This window comes from Bradyrhizobium sp. (genome assembly GCF_049519115.1).
Lineage (GTDB): Bacteria > Pseudomonadota > Alphaproteobacteria > Rhizobiales > Xanthobacteraceae > Bradyrhizobium.
Map to the genome: position 1 here is coordinate 41,933 of NZ_JBEKRB010000009.1, position 15,530 is coordinate 57,462.

Consider the following 15,530-nt stretch of genomic DNA (forward strand, 5'->3'; position numbering starts at 1 on the left):
CCCTTCAACGTAACGGTCGCGCGGCCGGGCATCAAGCTGGCGCGAGGCGTCCGCGCGAACCGCGGCCAGAGGTCGGCGGATACCATTTTGTCGCAACAACGCGGGGCGTGCGCCTGTTGCCGGCTGATCGCCATGATGAAATTCCGGAAACATTTGTGCACAAACGATAGGCATCGGGTGCTCGCGCGAGGCATCCGGCGATATTCGAATTGATATAACGAAGCGATCGCGAAGCGGGCACCTTCTTCCGGTCGACCGCGAAGTCCTGTAACCTGAACGGCAATCGGCGCGACCAGCGGCGCACGAAACGGAATTGATGTCCGGCACGGCTGCGAGCGCGACAGGTTGCGAATGCGAGCAGACTGAACCATGCCTTCCAAGCAGTTGGCCGATCCGCTCAAGCGATTTCCGGTTTTTCGCACGTCGGATTCGGAAGAGTTCCGCAACGTGCTGCTCACGCGTTTTGGCGCCAGCAAAGCCGAAGTGAAGCAACCTTCGACGCTTCGGGCGCGGGGCAATTTCGTTCAGCTTGAGAATATCAGCCTGGTTTACGGCTATGGCAGCAGCGGCGTCGCCATCGGCTATCCGGAAGCCCCGCGGTTTCGCCTGCTCACGGCCCTAAGTGGCAAGGGCTTTGCTGCGATCGGAAACAGCGCGTTGGCACTGGATTCAAATCAGTCCAGCGTCATCTCGCCGGGCCAGAAGATCGCCCTCCACACCGACGTCAGCCATGAGTGGTTCAACCTGTGGATCGATCCATGTGCGTTCGAACGCAAGCTCGCCTACCTTCTCGGCGCGTGGCCGAGCGGCAAACTTGAGTTCGAGGCTGCCGTCAACCGGAACACTCCCCGCTTTCAGCAGCTCTGGCGGCTGATCCTTTTTTTCGCCGAACAGCTCAACGCGACCGCCGAGCCGTTGCCACCATTGGTGCTTCGCGAACTCGAACAGACCATTCTGGTGTCGTTCCTGAGCGCCAACCGCCATACCTTCAGCGATCTCCTGAAGCGGGAGGCGAAGGATACGCTGCCATCGCATGTGCGCCTGGCGGAGGAATTCATCGAGGCCCATTGGGATCAGGCGATATCGATCGAAAAACTCGTCGAAGCAACCGGCGTCGGTGCCCGCGCGATCTTCCGGACCTTCCAGCGGAGCCGTGGCTATTCGCCGATGGCTTTTGCAAGGATGGTCCGGCTCAGGCATGCCCGTGAAATGCTCGCCACGCCGGATCTTGAGACTTCCATCCGTCGCCTTTGTCTGTGGCTTCGGCAATCTCGGACACTTCGCGCGAGACTATCGCGAAACCTTCGGCGAGCGCCCTTCCGAGACGCTGGCCCGCGCCGCGCGCCGGAGTTAAAGGCCGGCATCAACGCTTCTGATTCACGTTGTCGGCCCGACTACAGCAGGCGTTCATAAAATCCGCCGTAAACACCGGCGGGTTCGACGAGGTGAATCTCCAAAATCCAGTGTCCGTTCGCGGCCAAGCTCGTCAGGATCGCGCATCCGTTTCGGATTGCCCGGATAGATACGATTCAGGTTTTTGTCGCCGGGAATAAGCGCGTGAGCGAACTCGCTGACCAGATGGCCGGCGATGGCGCCACCAAAAATCCAGCCGGCGTCGGCCGCCGCTTGTTGCGCAAACGCGTAAAGCTCCGCGCCAGTTTATGTCAGGTGACGCATGATAATGAGACTGGACCCTGTCGAAGATGACCGGCAGCGCTTCGACCAGCGGTGCTCCGGGGTGATTACCCAAAATGTAGGTGCGGCCAAGATCGGCTTCCCAGTCCTCGAACACCGGCCCCAAATCGAGATAGACGATGTCGTCCCGCTCGATGTTGCGAACAGGAGGGTTATCGGCCGCAAGCGTCAGCGTATTGGCGCCGGCGCGCGCGATGCGCTTGTGCCAATGTTTCTCGACGCCGAACTGTTGCAACGCAATGGCGTAAATTTCCTGTTCGACGTCTCGCTCGGTTCGGCCCGCCCTGACAAGTCCGCGCCTTTCGATCTCGTCAAACAGCGTCGATGCGCGCTGCTCGGCGGAAACCAAAGCCGCGCGGCGATCCGACGGGGTTTCTTTTTCCTGTTTCAAACCGGAAGCTCCGCGATCAAGGTTGCCATGCATGTGCCCGGGAATTCGATCTCGCCGTTCAATTGACAGGCGGGAGCAGGTTTTGCGAGCGCGGCATGGACGCTTCGATTGATATCGAAGCATCGTGTACATCCCTTGTGTCATGATCGCTGTCTAACCGGAGAAGACCAGATGACCAGAGAAGTGATCCGCGTCGAGCCGTTGTCGACATACCTGGAACGGGTGAAGGCGCCCGCCTGCATCGCCACGCGGCACAACGATACGGTCTACGTCTCGGGACTCCCGCCCTTCGACCCCGCAACCGGCAGCGTCGTTGTCGATGCGACGGTCGAGCGGCAAACTGAGCTCGTGCTGGCGCAGTTGAAACTCTGCGTGGAGACCGCGGGCTCCTCGCTCGACCAGGTGCTCAAGTGCAATGTCTATTGCACCTCGGCGGAAAAGTTCGCCGCCGTCAACGCGATCTACGACCGGTATTTCCCCAACAACCCGCCGGCACGCATCTTTGTCTGCGTGCCGAAATGGTTCGGTCCGTTCGATATCGAGATCGACTGCATCGCGGCGGCGTAGCTAACTCCGTCATTCCGGGGCGCCCGAAGGGCGAGCCCGGAATCCATAACCACCACTCGCTGTGATGGCTTTTTACGTCTATCTGCTTGCGAGCAAGAAGCACGGCACGCTTTATCTCGGCGTGACCAACGACGTCGTTAGGCGAGTTTACGAACACCGAACCAAGGCAGTCGGCGGTTTTTCGACGCGCTACTGCGTAGATAAGCTGGTTTGGTTTGAAATCTACGAGGACGCGGCCACCGCGATCGCGCGCGAAAGAGCTCAAGAAGTGGCGGGGCGACCGGAAGATTCGGCCGATCGAAGAACAAAATCCGGAGTGGAGCGATCTTTACCCCGGCATTTCCAACTGAGGCCTGTGGTTATGGATTCCGGGCCCGCGCCCAAGAGGCGCGTCCCGGAATGACGGCTCTTATGGATCAAGCCCTAGTTCTTCGTCTTGTCCACCAGCGCGCCCTTCTTGATCACCGAGATCGCGCTTGCGCGATCTCGCAAATAAGAGCGTGGATCAAGCCCTAGTTCTTGGTCTTATCAACGAGAGCGCCCTTCTTGATCCACGGCATCATGTCGCGGAGCTTGGCGCCGACTTCCTCGATTGGGTGGGTGGCGAGCTTGGCGCGGGTCGCCTTGAACGAGGTCTGGTTGACCTTGTTCTCCAGCATCCAGTCGCGGGCGAACTTGCCGCCCTGGATGTCGGCGAGGACCTTGCGCATTTCCTTCTTGGTCTCGTCGGTGATGATGCGCGGTCCGGTGACGTACTCGCCATATTCGGCGGTGTTGGAGATCGAGTAGTTCATGTTGGCGATGCCGCCTTCATAGATCAGGTCGACGATCAGCTTCACTTCGTGGAGGCACTCGAAATAGGCCATCTCCGGCGCGTAGCCGGCTTCGACCAGCGTCTCGTAGCCACCCTTGATCAGTTCGACCAGGCCGCCGCAGAGTACCACCTGCTCGCCGAACAGATCGGTCTCGCACTCTTCCTTGAACGTGGTCTCGATGATGCCGGCGCGGCCGCCGCCGATCGCCGACGCATAGCTCAGGCCGAGATCATGGGCGTTGCCCGAGATGTCCTTGGCGATCGCGATCAAACAAGGCACGCCGCCGCCGCGCTGATATTCCGAGCGCACGGTGTGGCCGGGGCCCTTCGGGGCGATCATCAGCACGTCGAGATCGGCGCGCGGATCGAGCAGGTTGAAGTGCACGTTGAGGCCGTGGGCGAACACCAGTGCGGCGCCCTTCTTCATGTTGTCGTGCAGGTGCTCGCGATAGATATCGCCCTGCAATTCGTCGGGCGTGAGCATCATCACGAGATCGGCCCATTTGGCGGCCTCGGCGACTTCCATCACCTTGAAGCCGGCGGTTTCCGCCTTCTTGGCCGAGGCCGAGCCCTTGCGCAGCGCGATGGCGACTTCCTTGACGCCGGAATCCTTCAGGTTCAGCGCATGGGCGTGGCCCTGGCTGCCGTAGCCGACGATGACGACCTTCTTGCCCTTGATCAGGTTCAGGTCGGCGTCGCGATCGTAATAAACACGCATGTTGGTTTCCTCGAGTAAGGGGCCGAAATCGGCCCATGGATCAGGCTTGATGGGTCAGGCATTCAGGTAGAAGGACCGCCGGTCGCCCAGGAATTTCCGGCGTGGTCTAAAACATTTTCCGAGGCAGGGTAACCCTGTTCTCGCATGGTTTTTGGCCCTCTTATGCGTCCATCAAGACCGGATAGAGCGAGGCCAGCAGCAGCACGGCCATCACGAGATTGAAGGCGCGCACCGCGGCAGGCGAGCTCAGGAATGGCCGCAAGGCGGTGCCGAACAGCGTCCAGGTCCCGCAGGCCAAAACGCCCAGCAAGAGGCAAACTGCGGTCTGCATGACAATATTCAAGGGAAAGCTGGCAATATCCGCATAGGCGGTGATGGTGCCAATCACAAACACCCAGCCCTTGACGTTGACCCACTGGAACATCGCCGCGCCCCAGAAGGTCAGGGGACCGCGGCCGGTTTCACCCGGCTCGGGCGGCCCTGACATCGCGATGACAACCGCAAGATAAATCAGATAGGCGGCGCCGGCATATTTGAGGACGGTCTGCAACACCGGAAAGGCGATGAAGATTGTGCCAAAGCCAAGCCCGACCGCGCCGACCATGAAGGCAAACCCGAAAGTAACGCCGGCGATATGCGGCAGCGTACGGCGAAAGCCGTAGGTCAGGCCGGACGACATCACCATGATGTTGTTCGGCCCCGGCGTGAAATACATCACCGCGGCAAACAGGATGAAGGCGGCCACAAGCGAGTGCGACATCGTCAAGCTCCCACGACCTTCGGGAGGACCTGCGCGCGCTTCGACAGCAGCATCACGGCGATGCCGGCGACCACGGTGAGCATGCCCGCCAATCGCAGCGGCCCGAAGGTTTCATTGAAGACGATACTGGAGGCCGCCGAACCGACAAATGGCACCAACAAAGCAAACGGCACCACCTGCGCTGCGGTGTAATCGCGCAGCAACCGCCCCCATAGCCAATAGGCCGTGCAGGTGGACACAAGCCCAATGACGAGCATGCAAATGAGAACCTTGAGCGACATGTGCGACAGCGCATGCCATGTCGGCTGCGCCCCGTCACCGACAACGGCCAGCGCGAGCAGCGGCACGGCGGCGATCAGACAGAGCCAGGTGGACAAATCGAACATCGGCACGCCCGGCGCCTGTCGCAACAATAGATTGCCGGCTGCAAAGAAAATCGGAGAGAACATCAACACGGCAAAGGCCTGGACGCTGAAGTCATAGCCGACGGTGCCGCAGATCATCAGAAGGCCGCCGGCTGCAATCGCAATGCCGAGCGTCTGCACCCGCGAGGGACGTTCGTCGAGCAACAGGGCTGCAAAGCCGACCGTGAACAGCGCCTGGCTCTGCACGATCACGCTGGTAAGCCCGACCGGAACGCCGTGGCCGATCCCGTAAGCCTGCGTCAGGAACTGGCCGAGAAACAGCGTGAAGCTGATCGCGATCAGGATCGGCCAGGCGACCTTCGGCCGCGGCACAAACAGGCATGGCAGAGCCCCGATCGCAAACCGCAGCGCCGTCAGCATCGTCGGCGACAATTCGTCAAGCGCGATCCGGCTCGCGACAAAGGCGAGCCCCCAGATCACCGCGACCAGGACTGCAATGCAAACGTCGGCCGGTTTCATTGTTGCTTTTCTAGCCCTGCTCGCCGTGTTTCGGTTTGTGCAACAGATAAGTGCCGTGCAACGGGGCATGGTAATCGGCCGACATCAGCACAAAGCCGGCATCGCCAAGCATGCGCTCGATCACCCAGCCGAACGTCGAATACTCGTCGCGCATATGGGTGACGACGCTGTCGCGGTTGAAGTCGTGGTTGGTGATGGAAAACTCCGCCCATTCCTCGACGTCGCGCTCGCCGCCATCTGGCGTTCGCACGAACACGATGTCGCGCAGATAGAAATTCGCACCGGGCTTCAATGCCGCGAAGATCCGCGACAGCGCCACCGCCTTCCAGAAATCCGGCAGATGATGCAGCGTGAATTCGCTGACGATCAGGTCGTAGCTATTGGGCTGATAGGCAAAGCTCAGGAGCCCCGCCGACTGGGTGCGGATCGCGACCTTGCGGTCGCGGGCGCAGATTTCCGCCAGCGCCAGCATCGCCGGCGAAATATCGATCGCATCGACCTGGGCGCCCATCAGCGCGGCCTCGCACGCCAAAACGCCGTTGCCGCAGCCGATATCGGCGATCCGCCAGCCGGGCCGCACCCCGAGGGCGGACAACGCGGTGCGAGCGCGCAGGTCGCTATCGTCGTGGCCGTCGTAAAGCGAGGCGACCGCAGAATCGAGTCCGATCTTCCGGCGTTGGTTATAATACCAGTCGCGCGCCAGCATGGCTCACATCCCCTCAGGCCCCCGCGCAATGGCGGCGACGCCGGTGCGCGAAACCTCAACCAGGCCGAGCGGGCGCATCAGCTCGATGAACTGGTTGATCTTGGCGGAGTTGCCGGTGATCTCGAACACGAAGCTTTCGGTGGTGGCGTCGATCACGCGCGCACGAAAGGCTTCGGCGAGCCGCAGCGACTCGACGCGATGGTCGCCGGTGCCGCGCACCTTCACCATCGCGAGCTCGCGCTCGATCGAGCGGCCGGTCAGCGTCATGTCGACGACGCGATAGACCGGCACCATGCGGTCGAGCTGATGCTTGATCTGCTCGATCACCATCGGCGTACCTGTCGTGACGATGGTGATGCGGGAAAGGTGCTTCTGACTTTCGGTTTCCGAGACGGTGAGGCTTTCGATGTTGTAGCCGCGCCCGGAGAACAGCCCGATCACGCGGGCGAGCACGCCCGGCTCGTTCTGCACCAGCACCGAAAGCGTGTGCGACTCGGTAGGGACGTGGCGCTCGTCCATGAAGTAGGCGGATGCGGGCTGGTTCATTGGTAAGTCCCCTTCGGTATCCTCTTCGTCATGGCCGGGCGCAGCCGTTCGAAGAACGGCGTCGCTTCCGCTCGCCTATGCCCGGCTCATCCACGTCTTATCCTTCGTGGGAAGAAAGACGTGGATGCCCGGCACAAGGCCGGGCATGACGGCTACATTGGCGGTTGTTCCGTTCATGCCATCATGACCTTTTCGACGGCGCTATCCGCCATTACCCATTTGCGAAACAACTCGAAATCGATATTGCCGCCACTCAGGATCAGGCCGACGCGCTTGCCGCGCAGTCTTGCCTTCTCCTGGAAAGCAGCGGCCAGCGGCGCTGCGCCGGCGCCTTCGGCGAGATTATGCGTATCCCTCCAGTAGCTGCGGATCGCTTCGCCGATCTCCTCGTCGGTGACCTCGACGATGTGTGAGGCACCCTTGCGGATGATTTCAAACGAGTCCGGGTCCGGAATGCGGGTCGCCATGCCGTCGGCGCGGGTGTTGCAGGAGTTGGTGCTCACGATCGTGCCCGCCTTGAACGACAGCGCATAGCAAGGCGCTTCGGTCGACTGCACGCCGACGATCTCGGTCTTCAGGCCGAGCAGGTCGCGCGCCAGGATGCAGCCGGAGATGCCGGAGCCCTGCCCGATCGGCACATACAGCACGTCGAGATCGGGCTGGCTGCGAAACAGTTCCAGTGCGTAGGTGGCAACGCCCAGCACCAGGTCAGGATGGAAGGACGGCACGATCTCGAGCCCGTCACGCTCTGCATGGCGTTTGGCTTCGCTGCGCGCCGCCTCGAAATCCTCGCCGTGTTCGATGAGGTTGGCGCCGAACGCCTTCATCGCGCGATTCTTCTCGACCGAATTGCCGTGCGGCACATAAATCGTCACCGGCACGTTGTTGCGGCCGGCGGCAAACGCGAGGCTCTGGCCGTGATTGCCTGTGGTCGCCGAGATGATGCCGGCCGTTTGCGGCCGCTCGCGCTTGAGCCGATCGATATAAATCAGCCCGCCGCGCACCTTGAAGGCGCCGGTCGGCGTGTGGTTTTCGTGCTTGACGACGACGTCGGTGCCGAGCCGTTGTGCCAGCAGCGGCCAGGCGTGCGCAGCCGTAGGCCTCATCGCCGCATGGACGATTGTCTGCGCGCCTTCGAGTTCGGTGAGGTTAAACATGGTAGTGCTCCCAAGCGACGACGGAGCACTCCCTCCCCCTGAAAGGGGGAGGGTTGGGGTCGGGGTCAGATGACGCGTTGAGGTCGATTTGATAAACAGACCCCCTCCCGGCACGCTCCATAGCGCAAAAGCGCTTGGGAGCATGCCGACCTCCCCCTTTCAGGGGGAGGTGAAGAAAGAAGCCGCGTGCTGATGGTTCAATCATGCTCGCACCCGGTCACACCAGCGCCTTGCCGGCGGCAAAGGCTTCCGCGGTCGCTTCGTCGTTGGCTTCCGCCGGCAACAGCATTTCGTTGTGCGCCTTGCCGGACGGGATCATCGGGAAGCAGTTTTCCAGCGACGCCACCCGGCAATCGAACAGCACCGGGCGCTTGACCTTGATCATCTCCTTGATCGCGCCGTCGAGATCGGCAGGCTTGATCGCCTGCAAACCGACGCAGCCGTAAGCATCCGCGAGCTTGACGAAATCCGGCAGCGCCTCGGAATAGGAATGCGACAGGCGGTTGCCGTGCAACAGCTGCTGCCACTGCCGCACCATGCCCATGTACTGGTTGTTCAGGATGAAGATCTTGATCGGCAGCTCATGCTGAACCGCGGTCGACATTTCCTGGATCGTCATCTGCACCGAGGCATCGCCCGCGATGTCGATGACGAGGCTGTCGCGGTGCGCGACCTGCACGCCGAGCGCAGCCGGCAGGCCATAACCCATGGTGCCGAGACCGCCTGAGGTCATCCAGCGGTGCGGCTCCTCAAAGCCGAAGAACTGCGCCGCCCACATCTGATGCTGGCCGACTTCGGTGGTGATGTAGGTGTCCTTGCCGCGCGTGGCCTCGAACAGCTTCTGGATCGCGAATTGCGGCAGGATGACATCGTTGTTCTTCTTGTAGGACAGCGAATTGCGCGCGCGCCATTTCGCGATTCCCGCCCACCAGGCCTTGATGTCGGGCTTTTTCGCTTCGGCCTTGAACACCTGCAGGATATCGCCGAGCACGTTGGCGGCGTCCCCAATGATCGGCACATCGACGCGGATGTTCTTGTTGATCGAGGACGGATCGATATCGATGTGGATCTTCTTCGAACCTGGCGAGAACGCATCGGTGCGCCCGGTGATGCGGTCGTCGAAGCGCGCGCCGACGCACAGCATGACGTCGCAATCATGCATGGCCATGTTGGCCTCATAGGTGCCGTGCATACCCAACATACCCAGCCAGTTCTTGCCCGAGGCCGGGTAGGCGCCCAGCCCCATCAAGGTCGAGGTGATGGGAAAGCCCGTGACCTCGACCAGCTCGCGCAACAGCTTGGAAGCCTCGCGGCCGGCATTGATGACGCCGCCGCCGGAATAGATCACCGGCCGCTTGGCGCCGGCGAGCAACGCCACGGCTTTACGGATTTGCATCGCATCGCCCTTGACGCGCGGGGCGTAGGAGACATGCACGTCGGATTTGCGCGGCGGATGATAGGTGCCGGCGGCAAACTGCACATCCTTCGGCACGTCGACCACCACCGGCCCTGGACGGCCGGTGCTCGCGACGTAAAACGCCTCGTGCAGCACCTTGGCAAGATCGTTGACATTGCGCACCAGCCAGTTGTGCTTGGTGCAGGGCCGCGTGATGCCGATCGTATCGCATTCCTGGAACGCGTCGTTGCCGATCAGATGGGTCGGCACCTGACCGGTGATGCAGACCAAGGGAATCGAATCCATCAGCGCGTCGGTAAGCGGCGTCACCATGTTGGTGGCGCCCGGCCCCGAGGTCACCAGCACCACGCCGGGCTTGCCGGTCGACCGCGCATAGCCCTCGGCGGCGTGGCCGGCGCCCTGCTCGTGCCGCACCAGGATGTGCTCGACCTCGCTCTGCTGGAAAATCTCGTCATAGATCGGAAGCACGGCGCCGCCGGGATAGCCGAAAATGTGCTGGACGCCATGATCGATCAGCGCGCGCACAATCATGGCGGCGCCGGTCATCTGGTTCGGATCGTGGCTCTTGTCACTCATGACGTATTTCCTTGGCTTGGCCCGGATGCGCTTTGGCGCGGTGTTTCGGGTTCGAAAGGCGTCTGGCTGGTTGAGGCTTCAGGTCTTGAGGTTTGGGTAATAAAAAAGGCCCCGAAGAGGGCCCTGGCGCACCGTCCGAATTTGGATGGCAACTAGCCATCCCCGGCGGCGCGCCTGGGTACGACTACGATAATAAGGAGTTTGGCAATAATATTACGCATTTAGCAGCTCGGACTTCCCAAAGGTTGCGCGAACATACTGGCTGAGGGCCGAAAGTCAAGCCGGAGGCCACCGATTGCGCTCAAATCAACCCTAGCGGGCTTCGGTGGTTTCGGCGAGGGTGAATTTTGGGTTTGCAGGCATGCGGGACGCCCGGGCCATCATTCCGGGGCGCGACCTAGCACCCTATACGCATCTGTCGTCCCCGCGCACGCGGGGACCCATACGCCGCGGCCTTTCCGTTTGGACAGTGGGTAGACACTGTGTGCTTCCACCAAACGCCGGTGGTTATGGGTCCCTGCTTTCGCAGGGACGACGAAAGGAAGCACTATGAGCGAAGCATTCCCTCCACCCACTCCCCCGCCGCTTCCGGCTTCACCCACTCGAACTCCGGCAGCTGGTGCCGAAACCAGGTGAATTGCCGCTTGGCGTAATGACGCGTGTCGGCGCGGCCGATCTCGCTGGCCTCTTCGCGCGTGATCTCGCCCCTGAGGTGGCGGATCAGCGCCGGCACGCCATGCGCCTTCATCGCCGGCAACAGCGGATCGAGTTCTCGCGCGGCGAGCTGTGCGACCTCTTCCAGCGCGCCGGCTTCCAGCATCGCCTCGAACCGCGCATCGATCCGCGCGTAGAGCGCATCGCGCTCCGGTGCAAGATAGAGCGCGCGGAACGTGCCTTCAGGCAACAGCGGCGGCAGGCCCTCGCGATGCCAATCCGGCAGCGACCGTCCGGTGGTTTCGATCACCTCAAACGCGCGCGCTACGCGGGTGCGGTCGCGCGGCTTGAGCCGTTCGGCGGAAACCGCATCGCGCCGCGAAAGCTCCGCATGCAGCGCCTCGACGCCGTCGCGCTCAAGCCGCGCGCGCACCGCCTCGCGCACCTCTGGCGGAATCGGCGGCACGGCCGAGAGCCCGCGCGTCAACGCCTTGAAATAGAGACCGGAGCCACCGACAAAGATGGCCAGGCGATGTTGCGCGCGCAGTTCCGCGAGCACTTTGGTCGCATCCGCGACCCAGGCGCCGGCCGAAAAATTTAAACCCGCATCGACATGGCCATAGAGCCGATGCGGAACTTCGGCTTCTTCGCGTTGAGAGGGGCGCGCCGTCAGCACGCGCAGGTCGCGATAGACCTGCATGGAATCCGTATTGATGATCACGCCATTGGTGTTTCGAGCCAACGCCAGCGCCAAGGCCGACTTGCCGCTGGCGGTCGGCCCTGCGATAAGCACGGCAGTGTTGTTATGGCCTTTCGAATTCATGTCCCTTGTCGCTACACTGATTTGCCATCCTGCCAATCCCGCACTCGATAGCACGGTGCTCGAGGGCGCGCGCGCGATTCTGCCCTTTTCTGGACCCGCGCAATGGCTGTTCGATGAGGTCGCCGTCGACATCCCCTTCGGCGACGGCAGTGAGGATATCGCCGCCACAGCTGAGCGCCTGCGCGCGGCGCGCGAGGACCTGCCCATTGATATCGTGGTGCAGCCCGTGATCGCCCGGCGCAAGAAGCTTTTCCTGGCCGACATGGATTCCACCATGATCGGCCAGGAATGCATCGACGAGTTGGCCGACTTCGTCGGACTCAAGGCTCACGTCGCAACTATTACCGAACGCGCGATGCGCGGCGAGATCGAATTCGAACCGGCGCTGCGCGAGCGTGTGGCGCTGCTCAAGGGCCTGCCGGTCGATGTCGTCGACAAGGTCATCCAGGAGCGGATCACGCTCACGCCGGGCGGCCGCGAACTGGTCGCAACCATGCAGGCCCACGGAGGTTGGACTTGTCTGATCTCCGGCGGCTTCACGTTGTTCACGCAAGCGATCGCGGCCAAAATTGGATTCCAGGAAAATCGCGGCAATGAGCTGGTCGTGCAAGACGGAAAGCTGACCGGCGAGGTCAAGGAGCCTATTCTGGGCCGCGCCGCCAAGCTTGCAACGCTCATCGAGCTGCGCGAAGCCGCGGACCTCGACAACATCGACACGCTGGCCGTGGGCGACGGCGCCAACGATCTCGGCATGATTGGCGAAGCAGGATTGGGCGTTGCCTTCCACGCCAAGCCGGCGGTCGCAGCCGCTGCTGCCGCGCGCATCGACTATGGCGACCTCACGGCGTTGTTGTATGCGCAGGGGTTCAGGCGCGAGGAGTTTGTGGGGGCGTGAATGCCGACTATTCTGCGTTGGGGGCCTTATCGCGCGTTTTTCTATTCGAATGAGCGGGACGAACCACCGCACGTACATGTGAGAGCCGGCGACCAAGAGGCCAAATTTTGGCTTCACGACCTTTCAGTCGCCACCAATACGGGATTCCCCGCGCACGAAATCTATTATCCGCTATCTGAGATCGCACCGAGAACAGCTCGAAAGCAAATGGCATGAGTACTTGGAAATTGATGTCGGCGACATCAGGCCGGTCTCTGTTGCTTTCACGGCCGACGAATTAGTGGTGACGCTGGCCGATGGACGCCGGATCGCAACGCCGCTCGCATGGTGCCCTCGATTGCTGAACGCGAGCGGTGCAGCGCGCGCTCATTTTGAGCTGATGCCCATGGGGATTCACTGGCCCGAACTGGACGAGGACCTCGGCGTCGCCGGAATGCTAAAGGGGCGTCCGGCGTCATAATGTACTCTTGCCCGGCCTATGCGGGGATTTGCGCAAAGTAATCTGCGCGAGGAGTCTGTGGCGGGTTAACCACGAACTCGAGCCGCAGAATTCAATCGATCGCGCCGCGCAACTTCGAAGAATCATCGTTCCCGCATCGACCCAAAGAGGAAATATCCTGCTTAAACTTGGGGTCGGAACATATTCGGCTGCTATTGTCGTCAGATCACGAAGCCATGAGTTGCTAAATCCCCCGAGTAACGGTTGAACGTCCTCAGGGAGACTCCAGGGGAGGCGAAATGCGATCGCGGCACACCCGCTTCGCAACATCGTCACCTGATGGATCTTTCCCATGCAACGCCTCTCCGCAAAACATCTCCTCTCGACTGCCGTTCTTGCCTTCGCGCTCCTGCAAGGCGCCGCCGTCGGCGCGGCAGAGCTTCCGACCTACGAAGTCTCGTCGTTCCCGGCCACGCCGCTCCAGCTTTCGGTGATGGGGTCGGCGGGCGTCCAGGAGCAGACGGCCACGCCGACGCTCACGCGCAACGCCATGCCCGCCTCGCCGCATCAGCTTGAGGTGCTGACCCCACGCCACGGAACCGTCAGGGCGGCCAACGCGGCCGCGACCGGCGCGGCGCAGTAGCGGCTACGGCAAGTTTCGCAAGGTTTTATGCGCGAGGAGTTTGTGGGAGGATAGCGGTGGTCGTCCCTGCGAAAGCACGGACCCATAACCACCGGCGGATGATCGGAACGAGGCCCCCGACCAGCCCGCCAAAAAAGCGCAGCCGCGGCGTATGGGTCCCCGCGTATGCGGGGACGACGTAGTGTACGTGGAGGCGGTTGAAGCCCTACTGCACGCTCAGCGCGACGAAGCGCAGTTCGCCATCGGCGTTCGACACCAGAAGCAGCACGGACTTCTTGCCGTCCTTCTTGAGTTGTTCGACCCGCTTCTTGATGTCGGCAGAGCTTGCGACCGCCTCCTGCGCCACTTCGACAATGACATCGCCGGCGGAGAGCCGCTTGTCGGCGGCATCGGAAGCATTATCGACACCGGTGACAACTACGCCCTTGACGCTGTCCTTGATCTTGTAGCGGCCACGCAGGTCCTTGGAGAGATTGGCAAGGTCAAGCCCGAGCACCTTTTGCGTCACCGGCTTTTCCGGTTCCGGCGTCGACTTGGCGGAAGCCGGCTGCGGCTTGTCGGTGTCCTCGAGCCGTCCCAGCGTCACGCGCTTGGTCTGCTCCTCGCCCTTGCGGATGACGACGACATCGACCTCCTTGCCGACGGCGGTGTCGGCAACGACGCGCGACAGGTCCTTCGGCTCCTTGATGTCCTTGCCGTCGAACTTGACGACAACGTCGCCGGGCTCGATGCCGGCTGGTTTTGCAGGGCCCTTCTCGTCAATGCCGGCAATCAATGCGCCGCGCGCGGGCTTGATGTTGAGGCTTTCGGCGATTTCATCGGTGACCTGCTGAATGCGGACTCCCAACCAGCCGCGGCGCAACTCGCCGAACTTCTGAAGCTGGTCGACCACGCCGGCCACCGTCTTGGATGGCACCGCAAATCCGATGCCGATCGAACCTCCGGTCGGCGAGATGATCAGCGTGTTGACGCCGATCACTTCGCCGTCGAGGTTGAACAGCGGGCCGCCGGAGTTGCCGCGATTGATGGCGGCGTCGGTCTGGATGTAGTTGTCATAGGGACCGTTCGAGATGTCGCGGTTGCGCGCCGAGACGATGCCGGCGGTCACCGTACCGCCGAGGCTGAAGGGATTGCCGATCGCGATCACCCATTCGCCGAGCCGCAGTTTGTCGGAATCGCCAAACTTCACCGCCGTCAATTGCCGCGGCGGCTTGAACTTCAACACCGCAAGGTCGGTCTTCTTGTCGACGCCGACCAGATCGGCCTTGATCTTGGTGCCGTCGTTGAGGATGACGTTGATCTCGTCGGCGTCCGCAATGACGTGATTGTTGGTCACGACAATGCCCGACGTATCGATGATGAAGCCCGAGCCCAGCGAGTTGGTCTTGTGCGGCTGCATGTCGCCGCTCCGCGGACCACCGCCGCGCCGATTCTTGAAGAAGTCGTCGAAGAATTCCTCGAACGGCGAGCCCGGCGGCAGTTGCGGAGCCGCGCCGCCCCGGCCCTCGCCGGGACCGCCCTTGGCTTCGACCGTTTGCGTGGTCGAGATATTGACCACCGCGTCGATCACTTTCTCGGCAACATCGGCGATGCCGTCGGGGCCGCGCGCGGCTGCGGGAAACGCCGAGGCCAGGAGGGTTGCTGCCCCAAGACTTGCCGTCAGGCATGCTGCCGCCACGAGCGGGCGCAGGCGACGGCGTGGGGCATCAATTGCAACGGTCATATCGGTTCTCTCTTGTCGAAGGAGCGGAATTGGGTGGCCTTGAGTTCGTGGACGCGGGTGCCGCGAGAAAAGCACGAACCTCGGAAAGCTGAACGCCAGACTGCGCCCGAAGGGGGTAACCG

The 15,530-nt window shown here is 62.1% G+C and carries 16 protein-coding genes and 1 pseudogene; 7 read left to right on the forward strand and 10 right to left on the reverse strand.

Annotation, left to right across the window (positions count from 1 at the left end):
- Nucleotides 1-369: 369 nt before the first annotated feature.
- Nucleotides 370-1,413 carry an AraC-like ligand-binding domain-containing protein gene (locus tag ABSE61_RS10045; protein ID WP_423870942.1) on the forward strand — a complete coding sequence of 348 codons (1,044 nt, stop codon included), beginning with the start codon at nucleotides 370-372 and terminating at the stop codon, nucleotides 1,411-1,413.
- A gap of 73 nt (nucleotides 1,414-1,486) precedes the next feature.
- Here the strand turns inward: ABSE61_RS10045 and ABSE61_RS10050 are convergent, their stop codons facing one another.
- A complete protein-coding gene (locus ABSE61_RS10050; RefSeq protein ID WP_423870943.1) occupies nucleotides 1,487-2,086 on the reverse strand; it encodes a M24 family metallopeptidase in 600 nt (199 codons plus the stop codon).
- A gap of 171 nt (nucleotides 2,087-2,257) precedes the next feature.
- Between ABSE61_RS10050 and ABSE61_RS10055 the strand changes: the two genes are divergently transcribed.
- Together ABSE61_RS10055 and ABSE61_RS10060 are read left to right on the forward strand one after the other, a co-directional pair.
- Nucleotides 2,258-2,653, forward strand: coding sequence for a RidA family protein (locus ABSE61_RS10055; protein WP_423870944.1), 396 nt, complete (start codon nucleotides 2,258-2,260; stop codon nucleotides 2,651-2,653).
- 64 nt (nucleotides 2,654-2,717) lie between these two features.
- Nucleotides 2,718-3,003, forward strand: a pseudogene (locus tag ABSE61_RS10060) (GIY-YIG nuclease family protein).
- A gap of 162 nt (nucleotides 3,004-3,165) precedes the next feature.
- Here the strand turns inward: ABSE61_RS10060 and ilvC are convergent.
- From ilvC to miaA, 8 genes are all read right to left on the reverse strand, one after another.
- Nucleotides 3,166-4,185, reverse strand: coding sequence for a ketol-acid reductoisomerase (gene ilvC, locus ABSE61_RS10065; protein ID WP_423870945.1), 1,020 nt, complete (start codon nucleotides 4,183-4,185; stop codon nucleotides 3,166-3,168).
- Between the two features lie 160 nt (nucleotides 4,186-4,345).
- Nucleotides 4,346-4,945, reverse strand: coding sequence for a LysE family translocator (locus tag ABSE61_RS10070; protein WP_423870946.1), 600 nt, complete (start codon nucleotides 4,943-4,945; stop codon nucleotides 4,346-4,348).
- Nucleotides 4,946-4,947: 2 nt separating this feature from the next.
- Nucleotides 4,948-5,829: an EamA family transporter gene (locus tag ABSE61_RS10075; RefSeq protein ID WP_423870947.1), complete on the reverse strand. Its 882-nt coding sequence runs from the start codon at nucleotides 5,827-5,829 to the stop codon at nucleotides 4,948-4,950.
- Between the two features lie 10 nt (nucleotides 5,830-5,839).
- A complete protein-coding gene (locus ABSE61_RS10080) occupies nucleotides 5,840-6,535 on the reverse strand; it encodes a class I SAM-dependent methyltransferase (RefSeq protein WP_423870948.1) in 696 nt (231 codons plus the stop codon).
- 3 nt (nucleotides 6,536-6,538) lie between these two features.
- A complete protein-coding gene (gene ilvN / locus ABSE61_RS10085; protein WP_423870949.1) occupies nucleotides 6,539-7,081 on the reverse strand; it encodes an acetolactate synthase small subunit in 543 nt (180 codons plus the stop codon).
- Between the two features lie 173 nt (nucleotides 7,082-7,254).
- Entirely contained in the window at nucleotides 7,255-8,238 is a 984-nt protein-coding gene (locus tag ABSE61_RS10090) for a threonine dehydratase (RefSeq protein WP_423870950.1), read from the reverse strand.
- A 217-nt stretch (nucleotides 8,239-8,455) separates the two neighbouring features.
- Nucleotides 8,456-10,231, reverse strand: coding sequence for an acetolactate synthase 3 large subunit (locus ABSE61_RS10095; protein ID WP_423870951.1), 1,776 nt, complete (start codon nucleotides 10,229-10,231; stop codon nucleotides 8,456-8,458).
- 547 nt (nucleotides 10,232-10,778) lie between these two features.
- Nucleotides 10,779-11,708 carry a tRNA (adenosine(37)-N6)-dimethylallyltransferase MiaA gene (gene miaA, locus ABSE61_RS10100; protein ID WP_423870952.1) on the reverse strand — a complete coding sequence of 310 codons (930 nt, stop codon included), beginning with the start codon at nucleotides 11,706-11,708 and terminating at the stop codon, nucleotides 10,779-10,781.
- Here miaA and serB point away from each other — a divergent pair.
- From serB to ABSE61_RS10120, 4 genes are all read left to right on the forward strand, one after another.
- Nucleotides 11,707-12,603: a phosphoserine phosphatase SerB gene (serB, locus tag ABSE61_RS10105; protein ID WP_423870953.1), complete on the forward strand. Its 897-nt coding sequence runs from the start codon at nucleotides 11,707-11,709 to the stop codon at nucleotides 12,601-12,603. The two genes, miaA and serB, sit on opposite strands and share 2 nt — an antisense overlap.
- On the forward strand, nucleotides 12,604-12,819 hold the full coding sequence (locus tag ABSE61_RS10110; protein WP_423870954.1) for a DUF4160 domain-containing protein: 216 nt from the start codon (nucleotides 12,604-12,606) through the stop codon (nucleotides 12,817-12,819).
- Between the two features lie 4 nt (nucleotides 12,820-12,823).
- Nucleotides 12,824-13,063, forward strand: coding sequence for a DUF2442 domain-containing protein (locus tag ABSE61_RS10115; RefSeq protein ID WP_423870955.1), 240 nt, complete (start codon nucleotides 12,824-12,826; stop codon nucleotides 13,061-13,063).
- A 331-nt stretch (nucleotides 13,064-13,394) separates the two neighbouring features.
- A complete protein-coding gene (locus ABSE61_RS10120) occupies nucleotides 13,395-13,685 on the forward strand; it encodes a hypothetical protein (RefSeq protein WP_423870956.1) in 291 nt (96 codons plus the stop codon).
- 205 nt (nucleotides 13,686-13,890) lie between these two features.
- Here ABSE61_RS10120 and ABSE61_RS10125 read toward each other — a convergent pair whose 3' ends face one another.
- Complete coding sequence (locus ABSE61_RS10125; protein ID WP_423870957.1) at nucleotides 13,891-15,408, reverse strand: Do family serine endopeptidase; 1,518 nt, start codon at nucleotides 15,406-15,408, stop codon at nucleotides 13,891-13,893.
- Between the last annotated feature and the right edge of the window lie 122 nt (nucleotides 15,409-15,530).